Annotated in this window: 13 protein-coding genes; 4 read left to right on the top strand and 9 right to left on the bottom strand. The window is 64.3% G+C overall.

Translation table 11 applies throughout. The annotated features are described in order from the left end of the window. Positions 1–196 precede the first annotated feature (196 nt). From RAD04_RS27150 to RAD04_RS27120, 7 genes are all read right to left on the bottom strand, one after another. The gene (locus tag RAD04_RS27150; protein WP_461626238.1) at positions 197–2173 is read right to left on the bottom strand and encodes an acetyl-CoA carboxylase biotin carboxylase subunit; all 1977 of its coding nucleotides are present in this window, start codon (positions 2171–2173) and stop codon (positions 197–199) included. Continuing rightward, positions 2170–3786 (bottom strand): acyl-CoA carboxylase subunit beta, encoded by a 1617-nt coding sequence (locus RAD04_RS27145; protein ID WP_461626237.1) that lies wholly within the window; start codon positions 3784–3786, stop codon positions 2170–2172. Before RAD04_RS27145 ends, RAD04_RS27150 begins: the two co-directional genes overlap by 4 nt. Before the next feature lie 97 nt (positions 3787–3883). After that, a complete protein-coding gene (locus RAD04_RS27140) occupies positions 3884–4750 on the bottom strand; it encodes a beta-keto acid cleavage family enzyme (protein ID WP_461626236.1) in 867 nt (288 codons plus the stop codon). A gap of 217 nt (positions 4751–4967) precedes the next feature. After that, positions 4968–5768: a helix-turn-helix domain-containing protein gene (locus RAD04_RS27135; RefSeq protein ID WP_092251622.1), complete on the bottom strand. Its 801-nt coding sequence runs from the start codon at positions 5766–5768 to the stop codon at positions 4968–4970. A gap of 169 nt (positions 5769–5937) precedes the next feature. Next, a complete protein-coding gene (locus RAD04_RS27130) occupies positions 5938–6594 on the bottom strand; it encodes a glutathione S-transferase family protein (protein WP_461626235.1) in 657 nt (218 codons plus the stop codon). Next, positions 6594–7757 carry an acyl-CoA dehydrogenase family protein gene (locus RAD04_RS27125; RefSeq protein ID WP_461626234.1) on the bottom strand — a complete coding sequence of 388 codons (1164 nt, stop codon included), beginning with the start codon at positions 7755–7757 and terminating at the stop codon, positions 6594–6596. Before RAD04_RS27125 ends, RAD04_RS27130 begins: the two co-directional genes overlap by 1 nt. Positions 7758–7875: 118 nt before the next feature. Next, entirely contained in the window at positions 7876–9012 is a 1137-nt protein-coding gene (locus tag RAD04_RS27120; RefSeq protein ID WP_461626233.1) for an acyl-CoA dehydrogenase family protein, read from the bottom strand. 266 nt (positions 9013–9278) lie between these two features. Between RAD04_RS27120 and RAD04_RS27115 the strand changes: the two genes are divergently transcribed. Together RAD04_RS27115 and RAD04_RS27110 are read left to right on the top strand one after the other, a co-directional pair. Beyond that, positions 9279–10829 carry an acyl-CoA synthetase gene (locus RAD04_RS27115; RefSeq protein ID WP_461626232.1) on the top strand — a complete coding sequence of 517 codons (1551 nt, stop codon included), beginning with the start codon at positions 9279–9281 and terminating at the stop codon, positions 10827–10829. A 75-nt stretch (positions 10830–10904) separates the two neighbouring features. Further along, positions 10905–12128: an ABC transporter substrate-binding protein gene (locus RAD04_RS27110; protein WP_461626231.1), complete on the top strand. Its 1224-nt coding sequence runs from the start codon at positions 10905–10907 to the stop codon at positions 12126–12128. A gap of 45 nt (positions 12129–12173) precedes the next feature. Here RAD04_RS27110 and RAD04_RS27105 read toward each other — a convergent pair whose 3' ends face one another. Both RAD04_RS27105 and RAD04_RS27100 read right to left on the bottom strand, forming a co-directional pair. Next, positions 12174–13679 carry a glycosyltransferase family 2 protein gene (locus RAD04_RS27105; RefSeq protein ID WP_461626230.1) on the bottom strand — a complete coding sequence of 502 codons (1506 nt, stop codon included), beginning with the start codon at positions 13677–13679 and terminating at the stop codon, positions 12174–12176. Between the two features lie 48 nt (positions 13680–13727). After that, the gene (locus RAD04_RS27100) at positions 13728–14498 is read right to left on the bottom strand and encodes a helix-turn-helix domain-containing protein (RefSeq protein ID WP_091964371.1); all 771 of its coding nucleotides are present in this window, start codon (positions 14496–14498) and stop codon (positions 13728–13730) included. 185 nt (positions 14499–14683) lie between these two features. On the opposite strand from RAD04_RS27100, the gene RAD04_RS27095 reads away from it, so the two are divergent. Both RAD04_RS27095 and RAD04_RS27090 read left to right on the top strand, forming a co-directional pair. Then, positions 14684–16945 carry a marine proteobacterial sortase target protein gene (locus RAD04_RS27095; protein ID WP_461626229.1) on the top strand — a complete coding sequence of 754 codons (2262 nt, stop codon included), beginning with the start codon at positions 14684–14686 and terminating at the stop codon, positions 16943–16945. 127 nt (positions 16946–17072) lie between these two features. After that, positions 17073–17642, top strand: coding sequence for a class GN sortase (locus RAD04_RS27090; protein WP_461626228.1), 570 nt, complete (start codon positions 17073–17075; stop codon positions 17640–17642). Positions 17643–17683: the final 41 nt, after the last annotated feature.

Below are 17683 nucleotides of genomic sequence, written 5' to 3'. Positions count from 1 at the left end.
GAACGGCGTTCAAATTGAATTTCAACTCTTGCGGAGATACATCTAAATAATTGAAATTATTAGAATTTATTTCCGTAATCGAGATGCCGTAGGGTAGGCAAAGCGAACCGTGCCCACGACTTTTCTGCGATTAGCGCGAGATGGTGGGCACGGCGCTTTGCGCCTTTGCCCGCCCTACGGCATCGCGTTCGCCGCACTATCCTGCCCCGATCTCGGCGACGATCCTGCCCGTCGTCACCTGCTCGCCTTCGGCGACGTCGATAGCCGCCACCACGCCGTCGATGCCGGCCTTGTGGACGTGCTCCATCTTCATCGCTTCCAGCGTCAGCACCGGCTGACCGGCGGCGACGCGGTCGCCCGGCTTGACCAGCACGGCGACGACGCGCCCGTTCATGGCGGCGCGCACCTTGCCGTCACCGCCGTTGGCAGCAGTGGCCTTCGGCGCGGCGAGCGTGAGATCGGTGACCGCGAGCGGGATGCCGCGATGCTGGAGGTAGAGCCGGTCGCCGTCGCGCAGGAACTTTGCGCTGTCCATCACGCCATTGTGGCTGAAGCGGACGGCATCGGAATCGAGTTGGTCGATCTCGAACTTGTCTTGCCGGCCGTCGGTGGCGACAGTGTAACTACCATCGCGCTTGCGCGTGACTTCGAGTTCGTATGTCTGACCGGCGATCTCGATCTTCGCTGGCAACGGAAAGGTGGCGGCGAGGCTCCGCCCGCCCTGCCAAGACGGCGCGCGCAGGTTGGTGACGTAGAGCAGCAGCCCCGCCAACGCCGTATCGAAGGCCTCGTCCGCACGCGGCGCCAATAGCTCATCGCGATGCGCGCCGATGAAGGCCGTCGTCGCCTCACCCTTGGCGAAGCCGGTGTGGCGCAGGCACGACATCAGGAACGCCTGGTTGGTGGTCACCCCGAAAGCCGTGAGCTGCTCAAGGCCGACGATCAGCCGCCCCCGCGCTTCCTCGCGCGTCGCGCCGTGACTGATGACCTTGGCGATCATGGAATCGTAGAACGGCGGAATCTCCGAGCCCGATTGCAGCGCGTGCTCGACGCGGACGCCGTCGGGCACCTGCCAGCGCGCCATGCGGCCGGACTGCGGCATGAAGTCGTGCCCGGCATCCTCCGAGCAGAGCCGCACCTCGATGGCATGGCCGGCGAACCTGATATCCTGCTGCTTCACCGGCAACGGCTCGCCGCGCGCGACGCGCAGCTGGAGTTCGACGAGATCGAGCCCGGTGATCGCCTCGGTCACGGGATGCTCGACTTGGAGGCGGGTATTCATCTCCATGAAGTAGAACGCGCCGCTCGCATCGAGCAGGAATTCCAGCGTGCCTGCGCCCTCGTAGCGCAGCGCTTTCACCGCGGCGACCGCGACGTCACCCATCTTCGCGCGCAGCTCCGGCGTCACCGCAGGCGACGGCGCCTCCTCGATCAGCTTCTGATGTCGCCGCTGCACCGAGCAGTCGCGCTCGCCGAGATGGATTGCGTTACCATGGCTGTCGCCGAACACCTGGATCTCGATGTGGCGTGGATTCTGGATCGCGCGTTCGAGGATAACAGTGGGATCGCCGAATGCCGCCTTCGCCTCCGACCGCGCGCTGCGCAGGGCATCAGGGAACGAGGCCGCGTCCGTCACGAGCCGCATGCCACGGCCGCCGCCGCCGGCGACCGCCTTGATCATCACGGGGAAGCCGACCTTTTGGGCCTCCGCGAGCATGACTTCGTCACCCTGATCGGCGCCCTGATAGCCGGGCACGACGGGCACGCCGGCCTTCTTCATGATCTCCTTGGCGCCCGCCTTGTTGCCCATCGCCTCGATCGCCTGCGGCGAGGGACCGATGAAGACGAGACCCGCATCCTTGCAGGCTTGCGCAAAATCCTCGTTCTCGGCGAGGAAGCCGTAGCCGGGATGAACCGCATCCGCGCCGCTCGCTTTCGCCGCGGCGATGATCGCGGGGATGTTGAGATAGGATTGCGCCGGCAAGGCTTCGCCGATGCGCACGGCCTGATCCGCCTGCTGCACGTGGAGCGCATCGCGGTCCGCGTCCGAATAGACCGCGACGACGCCAAGGCCCAGCTGCCGAGCGCTGCGCATCACGCGCAGAGCGATCTCGCCGCGATTGGCGACCAGGACCTTGAAGAACGGCCGATGCTGCACTGATCCGTTCCTCATGGGCGGGCCACCGAGAACTGCATGCGCTGGGGATTCCGCGCGTCGCCCTCGCGGCAGATCGAGAGTACTTCGGAGAGCACCGCGCGGGTGTCGCGCGGGTCGATCACGCCGTCGTCGAGCACCCGGGCACTGGTGGAGAACACGTCCATTTGGCCGTCGAACACGCCGATGATTTGCGCCTTCATCGCGTCGAGTTTTTCCTTTTCGACCGGCTTGCCGCGCCTCGCGGCAGCGGCTTCCGTCACGATGGCCATGGTCTCGGCCGCCTGCTCGCCGCCCATCACGGCGGTCTTGGCGTTGGGCCAGGAGAAGCAGAAGCGCGGATGGAAGCCGCGGCCGCACATGCCGTAATTGCCAGCGCCGAACGAGGCGCCGCAATAGATGGTGATCTGCGGCACCGTCGCCGAGGTCACCGCCTGGATCATCTTCGAGCCGTGCTTGATCATGCCGGCTTCTTCATAGGCTTTGCCGACCATGTAGCCGGTGGTGTTGTTGAGATAGAGGATCGGCGTGCGCGTCTGGCAGCACGCCTGAATGAAATGCGTCGCCTTGTTGGCGCCGGCGGGATCGAGCGGCCCGTTGTTGGTGATGATGCCGATCGCCTGTCCTTCGATGCGGGCGTGGCCGCAGACGGTGGCGGGGCCGTAATTCGGCGCCATCTCGGTGAAATCGGAATCGTCGACGATGCGTGCGATCACCTGCTTCATGTCGACGGACCGCTTGTGATCCATCGGCATGATGCCGAGCAGCTCGTCCTGGTCGTAGCGTGGCGGCTTGAATTCCGACGCCGTCCTGCCCGGCCGTTCCCATTCCAACGCAGCCATGATCTCGCGCGCGATGCGCAGCGCATCGCGGTCGTCCTCGGCAAGATAATCGCCGAGACCGGAGACCTGGGTGTGCATCTCGGCGCCGCCGAGCTCTTCTTCCGTAGCGATCTCACCGGTCGCGGCCTTCAGCAGCGGCGGCCCGGCGAGGAAGGCGCGGGTACGACCGCGCACCATGACGATGTAGTCGGAGAGACCCGTCTGATAGGCGCCACCGGCAGTCGAGGAGCCGTGCGTGACGGTGACGACGGGCAAGCCCGCAGCCGACAGCCGCGCGAGATTGCGAAAGATGTTGCCGCCGCGGACAAAATCCTCGACGCGGTAGCGCAACAGGTTGGCACCGGCGCTTTCGACCAGTTGAACGTAAGGCAGCTTGTTCTCCAGCGCGAGCTCCTGCACCCGCAACGTCTTGTCGAGGCCGTAAGGCTGCAGCGCGCCGGCATCGATGCCGGAATCGCTGGCGCTGACCATGCAGCGGATGCCCGAGACGAAACCGATGCCACCGATGACGCCGCCGCCGGGCACGCTCTTGGTCGCGTCCGGTACATCGAACATGTAGCCGGCGAGCGTCGACAGCTCGATGAAAGGCGCTCCGGGGTCAAGCACCAGCGCGACGCGCTCGCGCGGCAACAGCTGCCCGCGCTTGTGAAAGCGATCCTTCGCCGCCGCCGACGCCGCGCGGGTGCGCTCTTCCAGCGCGCGCATGCGGTCGATCAGGCCGAGCATGCCGTCGCGGTTGGCGTGGTAGGCGGCGCCGCCGGGGGAGATGGTGTTTTCGAGAATGGACACAGTTTACTCCGTCATTCCGGGGCGATGCGCAGCATCGAACCCGGAATCTCGAGGTTCCGGGTTCTCGCTTCGCGCGCCCCGGAACGACCATGTTTGGCTAGCGATTCGTCCCAAAGATCTTCCGCGCCTCGGCAGGGCTCGCGATCTCGCGGCCGGCACGGCGCGCGCAGGCAGCGACGGCCTCGATCAGCTGGCCGTTCGACGTCACCTTCTTGCCGTCGGCGAGATAGAAAGTGTCCTCGAGACCGGTGCGCAGGTGGCCGCCGAGCTCGGCGCAGCGCTGGTGCAGCGGCCAGATTTCCTCGCGACCGATCGCGGTGACCTGAAAATGCGCCTCGGGACGTTTCAGCTTGATCAGGATCGGCAGCAGCTCCGGATCCGAAGGCATTCCAGAAGCGACGCCCATCACAAAATTATATTCGAGCGGTCCCTTGTACATGCCGACCTGGGTGTACATTCCGACGCAGCGGACGATGCCGACGTCGAAACATTCGAACTCGGGGATAGTGCCAACCGCGTTCATGACGTCGAGATAGTCCTTCACCTTCTCGACCGCGTTGTCGAACATCATCGGCGGCCAGGCCCAAGTGTTGTCGGCCTTCACCTTCAGATAATTCAGCGAGCCGGCGTTGCAGGCGGCGATCTCCGGCCTGGTCTCACGAATGCAGTCGAGCGCGCCAGAGTAGTTCGGACCTGACACGCCCGAGGTGTGATTGATGATCACGCCGGGACAGGCTTCACGGATCGCCTGCTGGATCTCCTTGCTGACGGCGACCTTCCAGGACGGCAGATGTCCCTTGCCTGGCGCCTGCTGACGCAGGTGGATGTGCATGACGGACGCACCGGCATCGAACGCAGCCTTGGCCTCGCGCGCCATCTGCTCGGGCGTAACCGGCACGTTGTGCTGCTTGGGGTCGGTGAGCACGCCGTTCAGCGCGCAGGTGATGACGGCCTTGTCGCTCATGCCTTGGATGTCTCGCACGTTGAGAATTCAACGCTTGCGATCATGTGATGGGCGGCATGCGGCTTCTTGCGCGGAGAAGCTGGAAAACACGACGAATTCGTAGGGAGGGTAAGCTCGCGGCTGCGCGAAGCGCAGTCCGCTAGCGTAACCCACCAAGGTCTCTCACCACAGATACAGAAGCGGTGGATTACGCCTTCGGCTAATCCACCCTACGAAGCTACGAAGCCTCCGCGAGCCGCACCGTCTCCGTGCTGCGATAGATCGCAAGGTCGCGCGAGCCGACGAAGATCGCGCGCGGCTTCAATCCGTAGAAGCGGCGGATCGAATGGCTGAAATGCGTGGAGTCGGGATAGCCGATGTCCTGCGCGAGATGGGCGAGGTTGAGGTCCTGGTTGGCGAAGTGCAGCAGATGCCGTGCGCGCTTCCAGGCGCGGAAGGAGCGGAACGAGATGCCGGTCTCTTCCTTGAACAGATGCAGGAAGCGCGAGGCCGAGAGCCCTGCTTCCGCCGCGCAGGTGTCGGCCGTCACCGGCTCGCCGGAGAACCGCTCGATGCGGGCGACGGCGCGGGTCACGCGCGGATCGAGCTCGCGGCGAGCAAGCGCCTCGCCAAAGCACATCTCGTCGAACTCGGCGGTGGTGATGTCGCCGTAGCGGCGCTGGCGGAGCAGCGCGTAGGCGGCGAGGATCTTGCGGGCATAGAGAGCCTTGTCCGGCCCGCGCAGCCGCTCGGCCAAAGCCTCGATCACGCCATCCGGCATGCTTTCCGGCTCGAGGGTCACGCTGATTGCAGTGCGGTAGTCGCTGGCGATGGAATGCCGCTGGTTCGGCAGGGTCACGATCAGTTCGTCCGATGTGTGGACGTCGTCGATCGTCAGGTGCAGGCTGCCTTTCACCGCGACGTAGATATGGCAGCAGCCGGGGGTCCGCTTGCGAGGGCGCCCGAGCAGGCCAGCATAGAATACCCGCTCCGGCGTGATCAGCATCAGATGGTCGGATTCGCGACCTTTATCTTCCATTGGGGTCCTCCTCGCGCGGCTCTCTGGCCGCTGCGGACGGAGGTCACCTTAGCGGAAATTTGGGCGCTGTCACGACGGGATAGCGCTGTCATCGAGCGCAAAGCGTTGGCATTCCGGGACGGCGATGCGCCGGTCCGGAACCACCGTGAGACTCCCAACGTGCGGAGGTTTACGCCCTCACGCGCGGTGCAACATTCTGCTCGGCGCCAGCCTTCTGTTCCGCAGCAACCGCACGCTTGAAACCGTCCCGCTGCTGCAGGCGCGCCCAATAGGCTGCGACATTTGGCCCAAAATCCTTGGCGAGCCCGATATTGTCGGCCAGCCGAAGCGCATAACCGATGACAATGTCAGCGGCGGTGAAGCGGCCGGCGCACAATGCTTCGGCATTGGCCGTCGCTGCCTCGACGGCGCGCAACCGCCCCAGGAACCATTTCGCATAATCGCCGGCGACCTGCGGATTGCGGCGCTCCTCCGGCTCGAGCTGGGTGTATCGGAGCACCAGCGTCTGCGGGAAGGTTAACGTGGCGTCGCTGAAATACATCCAGTTCAGGAACGTGCCATAGGCGGGATCTTCCGGCCCGACCATCAGCGGCGTCGGGCCATGCTTGATGCCGAGATAGTGGCAGATGCCGGAGGATTCGGTCATCTTCGTCTCGCCGTCCACCATGAAGGGAATCGTGCCGAGCGGATTGAGCGCCAGATATTCCTTGGCGAAGACCCGCGGCGGGAACGGCAGCATCTTCAGTTCATACGGCAGCCCCATCTCTTCCAGCATCCAGAGCGGGCGAAACGAGCGCGCAGCGTCGCAATGATAGAGCGTGATCATCAGGCGTTTCCTTTACTGCCGGGCAGCGTGCCCATCATCTTGCACAGGACCATCAGCATGACCTCGTCGGCACCGCCGCCGATGGAGGTCAGGCGGCTGTCGCGATAGGCACGGCTGACCGGCGTCTCGTTGGTAAAGCCCATTCCGCCCCAATATTGCAAGCAGGCGTCGGTGAGCTCGCGGCCGAGCCGACCAGCCTTCAGCTTGGCCATGGTCGCGAGCTTCGTCACGTCCTCGCCGGCCACCAGCTGCTCGGCGGCACGATAGATCAGCGCGCGCAGCAGCTCGACCTCGGTCTGCATCTCCGCAAGCTTGAAGTGCACCACCTGGTTGTCGAGGATCGACTTCCCGAAGGCCTTGCGGTTGCGGGTATATTCGATGGTCTGATCGATAATGTATTCATGCGCTTTAAGACAAGCCGCCGCACCCCAGAGCCGCTCCTCCTGGAATTGGACCATCTGGTAGATAAAGCCCTTGCCCTCCTCGCCGATCCGGTTGCGCTTGGGCACGCGGACATTGTCGAAGAAGATCTGCGCGGTGTCGGAGGAGCGCATGCCCATCTTGTCGAGCTTGCGGGCGACGGTGACGCCTTTGCTCTTCATGGGCACGCAGATCAGCGACTTGTTGCGGTGAACGGGCCCGTCGCCTGTGTTGGCGAGCAGGCAGATCCAGTCGGCCTGGGTGCCGTTGGTGATCCACATCTTGCCGCCGGTGACGACGTAATCGTCGCCGTCGGAGCGTGCCTGGGTCTTGATCGAGGCGACATCGGAGCCCGCGCCGGGCTCGGAGACGCCGATGCAGGCGACGAAGTCTCCCGAGACCGAGGGCGCCAGAAATTCGCGCCGCACCTCGTCGGAGCCGAACCGCGCCAGCGCCGGGGTCGCCATGTCGGTCTGCACCCCGATCGCCATCGGCACGCCGCCGCAGGTGATGGCGCCCAGCTCCTCCGCCATCATCAGCGCATAGGAGTAGTCGAGGCCGGAGCCGCCGAACTCGACCGGCTTGTTCAGGCCGAGGAAGCCGAGGCTGCCCATCTTCTTGAACAGCTCATGCGCCGGGAAGATGTCGGCCTTCTCCCATTCATCGACATGAGGGTTGATCTCATTGGCGATGAACTTTTGTAAGGAGCGGCGGATGTCGTCATGGTCGGCGGTGAATAGCATTTTCTCTCTCAACCTCGTCATTCCAGGGGCCCGCAACGCGGGTGACCCCGGAATCTCGAAATTGTTGGACTCATCTCCAGGTCCCGGGTTCGCACTGCGCGCCCCGAGACGACGGTTATCACAACCCCATCTGCCGGCTGGCCAGATCCTTCATGATCTCCTCGGTGCCGCCGCCGATGGCGTTGACCTTGACTTCGCGGTAGATGCGCTCGGCCTTGATGCCGCGCATGAAGCCGGCGCCGCCGAAGATCTGCACGGCTTCCGAGGCGCAGAACGCCATGGTCTGCGTCGCCTGGTTCTTCATCATGCAGATTTCGGCGACCGGGCTTTCGCCCTGCTCGAGCCGCCAGGCCAGCATCTCCAGCATCGCTTGCGAGGCTGCCACCTTCTGCGCCATGTCGACGATCTTGTGCCTGATGACCTGGTGCTGGGCGAGCGGCTTGCCAAAAGTCTTGCGCTCCTTGGCGTAGGCGATCGCCTCGTCCAGGCAAACGCGCGCGAAGGCGGTGCAGCCTGCCGCCATGCCCATGCGCTCGCTGTTGAAATTCTGCATGATGATCTTGAAGCCCTGGCCTTCCTCGCCGATCAGATTTTCGGCCGGCACGCGGCATTGGTCGAAATGCAGCGTCGCGGTGTCGGAGGCCCACCAGCCCATCTTCTTCAGTTTCGTCCTGGACAGGCCAGGCGTGTCGCCCTCGATCAGGAGCAGGCTGACCCCGCCGGCGCCTTCGCCGCCCGTGCGCACAGCAACGGTCAGATAGTCGGCGCGCACGCCTGAGGTGATGAAGGTCTTCTCACCGCTCACGACGTAGTGATCGCCCTCGCGTCGCGCCCTTGTGGCGAGGTTCGCGACATCGGAGCCGCCGCCCGGCTCGGTGATCGCGAGCGCGGAGATCTTATCGCCTGACAGCACCTGCGGCAGCACGCGTGCTTTAACCTCCGGCCGTGCCGCCCGCGCAATCGGAGGCGAGCCGATGGTGTGACTCATCAGGCTGGCGCTGACGCCTCCGGCGCCCGCCCGCGCCAATTCCTGGCTCGCCACGATCTTCATGAACTGGTCGGCGGCGATCCCGCCATATTCCTCAGGGAATCCCAGCCCCAACAGGCCGATCTCGGCCGCCTTGCGATAGAGCGCGCGGGGGAATTCGCCGGCCTCGTCCCACTCATGGGCGAACGGGGAGATCTCCTTCTCGACGAAGCGGCGCATCATTTCGCGGAAGGCATCGTGCTCGGCGGTATAGAACGGGCTCTTCATCGCAGTCTCGCCTCGCGGACGGATTCGTCTCGTTCACCATGGCCGGAACATCGGCGGCTCACTTGCGCAGAGTGGCTGACCGAGAACCACTGCGGCGCGGGCCATGGCCTAGCAACTCAACGCAAGACGATTTTGACCCCTCGCGCGCCAACTCCAAATCAAAAAAAAGACGTCGATGCACCAACTCCGGCTGGTCCCCAGGGCCACGCCGGGCATGGTGCACGGCAATAGGGATGCAGGCGGTAAGACCGCCGAGGGAGGAATTCTTGGCCGTTCGTTACTACGATTGGATCGTTCATCATGGCCGCCGCACGCCTGACAAGGTTGCGGTGATCGACCTCGCGAGCGAGCGCCGCTTCACCTATTCGCAGCTGGACGCCCGCGTCTCGCGCCTCGCCTCATTCCTGCGCCACACGCTGAACGTCTCACGTGGCGACCGTGTCGCGGTGCTGGCGCTGAACACGACCGATACGCTGGAGGTGCAGTTCGCCTGCGGCCGCCTCGGCGCGATCTTCGTGCCGCTGAACACCCGGCTCACCGTTCCCGAGCTTCAGTTCATCACCGGCGACTGCGCACCGAAGGTGATGATCCACGACACCGACCTCGCCGAGACCGCGCTTGCCCTCGCAAAGCTGTGCGGCATCGCGACCAGCCTGCTGCTCGGCCCCGGCGGGTCCTATGAGGCCGGCATTGCCGGCGCAAAGCCGCTCGAGGCGATCGAGCAGGTCACGCTCGATGACGTCTCGACCATCATGTACACGTCGGGCACGACGGGACATCCGAAGGGCGCGACCATCACCCATGGCATGACCTTCTGGAATTGCGTCAATCTCGGCGGCCCCGCCTGTATCGGACCGTCCTCGGTGCTGCTCACCGTGCTGCCGCTGTTCCACACCGGCGGGCTGAACTGCTACACCAATCCGGTGCTGCATGCCGGCGGCACCGTGATGATCATGCGCGCGTTCGATCCCGGCATCGCGCTCGGCCTGATCAACGATCCCGCACAGGGCATCAACGTGTTCTTTGGCGTGCCTGCGATCTATCAATTCATGGCGCAGCATCCGGCCTTCGCGACGACCGATCTCGGCCGGCTGATCGTCGGCGGCGTCGGCGGCGCGCCGATGCCGGTGCCGCTGCTGAAGGTGTGGGAGGCGCGCGGTGTCGCGCTTCAGCAGGGCTACGGCATGACCGAGACCTCGCCGGCCGTGCTGGTACTCGACCGCGAGGATGCGGCGCGCAAAGCCGGCTCCGCCGGCAAGCCCGTGCTGCACACCGAAGTGCGCATCGTGCGCCCAGACGGCAGCGACGCCGATGTCGGCGAGCTCGGTGAGCTCTGGGTCAAGCGGCCGAACATCACGCCGGGCTATTGGAACAGGCCGGAGGCGAACAAGACCTCCTTCACCGACGGCTGGCTGCACACCGGTGACGCGACGCGTGTCGACGAGGAAGGCTTCTACTACATCGTCGACCGCTGGAAGGACATGTACATTTCCGGCGGCGAGAACGTCTATCCGGCCGAGGTCGAGAACGTGCTGCACCAGCTCGCGGCCGTTGCCGAAGCTGCCGTGATCGGCATTTCCGATCCCCAATGGGGCGAAGTGGGCCTTGCCATCGTCGCGGTCAAGTCGGGCCAGAAGCTGACCGAGGCCGATGTCTTCGCGCATTGCGTGGCCAATCTGGCGCGCTTCAAATGTCCGCGCCAGATCCGCTTCGTCGACGCGCTGCCCCGCAACGCCACGGGCAAGATCCACAAGCCGACCTTGCGCAAGGAGTTCTCGGTGGCCTCCGAAGTCGACAAGAAAGCCGCCAACGCCTGACCCAAGCGCCCCTCACGGGCGCTTTTCTTTTTTTAAGTGCCTGCTCCACCCAACAAGAAACCCCAAGGAATTTCCATGAAGAACAAGAAACTCGTCCTGCTCGCCGCGGCAACTGCCCTGACGCTACTCTCCACCCAGGGTGCTTTCGCGCAGAAGAAATACGACACCGGCGCCAGCGACACCGAGATCAAGATCGGCAATGTCGAGGCCTATTCCGGTCCCGCTTCCGCCTACGGCATCATCGGCAAGACCGAGGAAGCCTATTTCAAGATGGTCAACGATCAGGGCGGCATCAACGGCCGCAAGATCAACTGGATCTCTTACGATGACGGCTATTCGCCGCCCAAGACCGTGGAGCAGGTCCGCAAGCTGATCGAGAGCGACGAAGTGTTCCTGATCTTCAACGCGCTGGGCACCCCGACCCAGACCGCCGTGCAGAAATATCACAATGCCAAGAAGGTGCCGCAGCTGTTCCTCGCCACCGGCGCCAGCAAGTGGAACGACCCGAAGAATTTTCCCTGGACCATGGGCTTCCAGCCCAGCTACCGGGTCGAGGCCCGGATCTTCGCCAAATACATCCTGAAAGAGAAGCCTGACGCGAAGGTCGCGATCTTCTATGCCAACGACGATTTCGGCAAGGATTACCTCGCCGGCATCAAGGACGTGTTCGGTGAAAAGGCATCCAAGCTGATCGTGGCCGAAGAAAGCTACGAGACGTCGGAGCCGTCGATCGACGCCCATATCGTCAAACTCAAGGGCACCGGCGCCGACGTTTTCGTGAACATCGCCACCCCGAAATTCGCGGCGCAGGCCATCAAGAAGATCGCCGAGCTGGAGTGGAGGCCGATGCACCTGATGACCGACGTATCGGTGTCGATCGGCGCGGTGATGAAGCCGGCCGGTCTCGAGGCATCCGAGGGCGTGCTGTCGGCACACTACCTGAAGGATGCGTCGGATCCGCAATGGAAGGACGACGAGGGCATGAAGAAGTTCATGACCTTCATCGACAAGTACATGCCCGGCGCGAATATTTCGGACGCCAATCTCGTTTACGGCTATGCCGCGGCCCAGACGATGGTCCAGGTGCTGAAGCAGTCGGGCGACAACCTGACCCGAGAGAACGTGATGAAGCAGGCCGCCAGTCTCAAGGACTTCGTCCCCGACACGCTGATCCCGGGAATCAAGATCAACACCTCCGCCACGGACTTTGCGCCGATCGAGCAGCTCAAAATGTGGCGCTTCAAGAAGGGCCAGTGGGAGCTGTTCGGCGACATCATCAGCGCGGAGACCGGAGGCTAGCTCGACCGACCTACTGAAACACACCGAATAGCGGCCGAAAGGCCGCTATTCTTGTTCAGCGAGCAGCGCTGCCCTGCCGGCGGTTTCGGCCTCGCCGCCGACGTCGATCGCCACGATGGACAGGCCGAGAGGACGCGAATCGCCGACGCCCCTGAGCACCGGGCATAACCACGCAAGGGTGGCGATACCTGATGGCGGCAGATCGAGGCTAAGCGTATAGCTGTCGCAGCCGATCACGATCGCGGCGGGATCGACAGGCGCGCCGTCGAGATAGAAATGCGTGCCGATCGCGTCCAGCGGCGCGCGAAGTGCCGGGCTTCGAATGCGGACGATGTTGCGGCCGGGCGGCCCCTCGATCCGTAGGGCAGCCTGCGGCTCGCTCCACCGGAAAGTGTGACCGGCGGAAGACTCTTCGGCATGGAAGCCGATCTGCGCAAGAACGTGCTTGCCCATGAGCCCGGAAGCGGATCTGCCCTGCCGGTACAGGTGGGAAATGCAATCGAGTCTCTGAAGCCTTATCAGTGCGGCGATGTAGCGCTTCATCCATCGGCCGATCGCCTCGCTCGACCCGATGCGCTCCAACCCCGTCAAGACCGTGCGTGCACGTATGACCCCCAGACGGGCTGCCGCACGCGTGCCGAGGCCGCCGAACAGAGCCGGTGCGAGCCAACGCAAAAAGGCACGAAGCATCTCATCGGGCCGCTTCCAGCCCCGCCCCGCGAGGCTGTCGCGCACGAGGGCTTTCAATGCATGGCGGGCGAGCGAGGCATCGAACTCGCCCTGCTTGCTCCAGTCGAGCGGAATTTCCAGCAGCTCGCTGCCGGGATCGTCGCGCGCCTCACTGAGATAGCGTATCTGGCCCTGCACAAAATCGAGCGTAAAGGTCTCGAGCTCGTCGAGCCTGCCGACGTAGTAGTGATGGACGCAGGCCCCATCCAGATAACCGATGACGTGACCGCGCGCATAATAGCTGGCGGCGAGCACCCATTCGGCAAAGTGACCCAGATCCGTGCGCAGGCCGCCGCACTCCTCGTAGACGTCGCGTCGTGTCACGAAACACTGGTCGAGCACCTTGAGCCAAGGATGCACCTTCATGCCGAACTCGATGTCGGCTTGGTACATCGCAGCTTCTGCCTCCGACAAGGCATTGTGGCAAACCGGGATCGAACGGCAGGAGAATCCCGACCAATCGGGATGATCTTCAATGGCGCGCAAGCAGAGTTCGAGTACGTCGGGTTCGGGACGGCAGTGTGATTCCGTGAAGAAAAGGTAGGAGCCGCGGGCCTTCGCCGCGCCCAGCGCACTCAACTCGATGTCGTGATTGGATTCGCTGTATTCGAGATGCGCATCGTCGCCGACGAGCGCCTCGATATCCGCGCGGAGTTGAGCGTCCGGCGGTACGGCGAGGATGATCTCATACAGAGATCTGTCTAAACTCTGTGATGTCCAGCCGAGCCAGGATTGCCGCCACTGCCCGCGATGGTCGTCGAGCGGGATGATGATGGAGAACAGCGGAGATTCGCCGAGGCATGGGGCGCGCGCGTTCTGCATACCCCCTTATAGACGCAGGTAACGCCATTCCGGATTCTTTCTTGCGGACTATACCGACAGAAACAGTGCGAAGGATTCTTCCACCGTGCGGCGCAGATGCTTTCCGTACAACGCATGGTTGGCGTCGCCGGGCCCGACCCTCCCCAGCGACGGCTTCGGGACGTTCCGGAGCGGTACGTAGGCGATCGGCGCTGCGATCGGCGTGAGCTGTGAACCGGGCCCGGCGCGGAGCGTCGAGATAATGCCGTACATCTCGCCGGCGACCGTCGGCCGCGACACCGTGATCACGCGATGCTGGCCGTGCTTGATGATGACGAGGTAGATGAAGCCTGACTGATGCGGGACGGCGACCTCGCCGGTATGCTCGTAGGCGGTGTCGGTGCGATCGCCCTCCCGAAAGACCAGCGAAGACACCTTCGGCTCCCAGACGATCTCGGTGCGGTACGCGAAGATCGCGTCCTTGTCGCCGAACGACGGCCGCAGCGTGATGTAGACGTCCTCGAGCCAGGTCACGGCGCGATGCGCATAGGAGCCAAGACTGTCGGGAGCGACATCGTTGGCGGCCTGAGGCGCCGCCACGACGGGGCTCTTGCGCAAGGAGACGCCCAGCGCCTGCTCCAGCCGGACCGTGGTCGCCAGCGTAAACGGCCGCCGGCCGCCGAGCACCTTCTCCAGCGTCGACAGGCTGAGCTTGGCCTGCTCGGCCAGCGTCTGCCGGGAGATCCGGCGTCTGGCGAGCTCCTCGCGAATGGTCTCGGCGATCTCGCGGCTCTGCTCGTCCGAAAGCTGCTTGTCGGTGAGTTTATCCTGCATCTGCATCGCTAACCCTGCTCCAGCACGGCCATTCTAGCAGGGCGGACAAACCAGCACAAAACCGCACATGGGCGCCCCACGGCGGCCTGCCCGGGCCGGCCGCGGCGGAACATGACCGATCATTCTGCTCGCGAAATCGGCCCCTCCCGGCGAATGCTCGGAGCCAGCAAACGTCCTTCCGGAGCAGGCCAATGGACACCTACGACACAGCCGACAACGACGAGCACCCCATGTTGAAGGGGCTGATCAAGCTCGGATTGTTTCTTCTCGCGCAGGGCATCGCGGTGATGCTGATGGCCTTCGTGGCCCTGCTCGTCAGCTTCGGGACCAGTTGGTCGGCCACGACCGAGCAGGCCAGCCTGCTCCAGCCCGGCGACGCCAAGTCCGGCTCCCTCCTCCTGAAGGAGGATGGCGCCACCACCGAAGCGATCCGCCTCGGCACCGACGTCGACATCACGGTTTCGGGCCCGACGCTGCGCGCGCGCGTCACCCAAATCTTCCGCAATCCGACCAAGGACTGGGTCGAAGCAACCTATGTCTATCCGCTCGCGACCGGCGGCGCCGTCGATACGCTGAAGATGGTGGTCGGCGACCGCGTCATCGTCGGAGACATCAAGGAGCGGCAGCAGGCCCGCGTGATCTACGAAGAGGCGCGCCGCACCGGTCAGAGGGCGGCGCTCACCGAGCAGGAGCGGCCGAACATCTTCACCAACTCGGTCGCCAATATCGGCCCCGGCGAAACCGTGCTGGTGCAGATCGAATATCAGGAACCCGTGCATCAATCCGGCAATGAATATTCACTGCGCCTGCCGCTGGTGGTCGGACCGCGTTACAATCCGGCGCCGATCGTCCAGAGCGTCGACTTCCGCAAGGACGGATCGGGCTGGGGCACGGCGACCTCGGACCCGGTCCCGGACCGCGACCGCATCTCGCCGCCTGTGGTGGATCCCGCCAGGAATGCACCGGTCAATCCGACCAGCATCACGGTGCGCCTGAAGGCCGGCTTCGCGCTCGGTGAGGTCAAGAGCCATCACCATAAGGTCAAGATCGAAAGTCCGGACAACACGGATCGCGTCATTACGCTCGCCGACGGTGCCGTCCCCGCCGACCGCGACTTCGAGCTGACCTGGAAGCCCGCCGCCGAGAAGGCGCCGTCGGTCGGCCTGTTCCGCGAACATGTCGGTGATGCCGACTACCTGCTCGCCTTCGTCACTCCGCCCAGCGCCGAGCAGACCACGCAAAAGCCGCTGCCGCGTGAAGTCGTGTTCGTGATCGATAATTCGGGGTCGATGGGCGGCACGTCGATCGTCCAGGCCAAGGCCAGCCTCGCCTATGCTCTGTCCCGGCTCCAGCCGACCGACCGTTTCAACGTCATCCGCTTTGACGATACCATGGACGTGCTGTTTCCTGCCTCCGTGCCGGCAGACGCGGCCCATGTCGGTGATGCGACCTCGTTCGTGAGCGCGTTGCAGGCACGCGGCGGCACCGAGATGGTGCCGGCAATGCGCGCCGCGCTGGCCGACGAACTCGGCGACACCGGCACGGTTCGCCAGGTCGTCTTCCTCACCGACGGCGCAATCGGCAACGAGCAGCAATTGTTCGAAACGATCACGGCGATGCGCGGCCGCTCGCGCGTCTTCATGGTCGGCATCGGGTCGGCGCCCAACACCTATCTGATGACCCGCGCCGCCGAGCTCGGCCGCGGGGCCTTCACCCATATCGGTTCCGTCGAGCAGGTCGAGGAGCGCATGCGCGGCTTGTTCGCCAAGCTGGAAAATCCGGCCGTGACCGGCCTTACCGCGAAATTCTCCGAGGCCAACGCCGACATCACCCCGGCGATCATCCCCGACGTCTATCGCGACGAGCCGCTGGTGCTGGCGGCAAAGCTCGACAAGCTCGCAGGCTCGCTCGAGATCAAAGGGCGCATCGGCGACCGTCCATGGTCGGTGACGCTGCCACTGCAAAATGCAGCCGAGGGCAACGGCCTGTCGAAACTCTGGGCCAAGCGCAAGATCGGTGACGCCGAAGTGGCGCGCGCCATGCGGGAGCTCGCGCCCGAGGAGGCCGACAAGGCGATCCTGGCGCTGGCGCTCGACCATCAGATCGTCACGCGCCTGACCAGCCTTGTCGCCATCGACAAGACGCCGAGCCGCCCCGATGGCGCGCCGCTCAAGCTCAGCGAATTGCCGATCAACCTGCCCGCCGGCTGGGAGTTCGAGAAGGTGTTCGGCGAACGGCCGCAGATCCCCTCGCAGTTGCGTGAACGCCACGCCGATGCGCGCACCTCACCCGCCGCGCGGCGTCCGACACCCGCAGCGCCTGACGCGATCCGTCTGCCCAAGACGGCAACTTCAGCCGAGCTGAAGATGACCGCAGGCCTGATCCTGATCGTGCTCGCCCTGACCCTGTTCGTGTTCAACCGGCGTCGGCTCTTGCTCACCGACGCCGCTTGAGAGAGGAGCCTCCCCGAACTCCTCTGTTAGCGCGCGCGGCTGCCCGTCCCATACCAATGGCCGCGCGCGTCTTTTTTCCTGTCATTGCGAAGAGCGAAGCGACGAAGCAATGACGAGAGTAGATGTCATGCCCCGCCTCTTATCTCCCCTGGTTCTGGCGCTGATCGGCCTCATCCTGTTCGGCGACGGCGCCTACATCCATGCCAAGGCGTGGCTGGCGCAGTTGCTGCTGGGGCGCGCGTTCGACAAGAGCCTTGCGACGGGCGAGGTGATCAAGCCGTGGGCATGGGCCGACACCTGGCCGGTCGCGCGGATCGAGGTGAAGCGGATAGGCGCCAGCGCGATCGTGCTGGAAGGTACGAGCGGCCAGGCGCTTGCCTTCGGGCCGGGCCATATCAGCCGAACGGCTGATGCGGGCGAGCGCGGTGTTGCCGTATACGCAGCACATCGTGACACTCATTTCCGCTTCTTGCGAAATGTTGCCGTCGGAGACGTCGTTGAGATCACCCGCCGCGACGGCAAGCATTTTCGCTATCGGGCCGGTTCTGCAGCCGTTGTCCGTTTCGACGCGTCGGGCATCGATCCCTCAGCCCAGGGCGCGGAACTCGTGCTCGCGACCTGCTGGCCGTTCGACGCCGTTACGTCCGGCCCGGAGCGCTATGTCCTGCATGCCACCTTGATCGAAACACGTGAATAGCGGTTCGCAATCGGCCCGTCCGGGAACGATCGAGCCCTCTC

The organism is Bradyrhizobium sp. 25ACV, from assembly GCF_054863005.1.
Note: the sequence above shows the minus strand (reverse complement) of the source record. Positions and strands in the feature narration are given on the sequence as shown.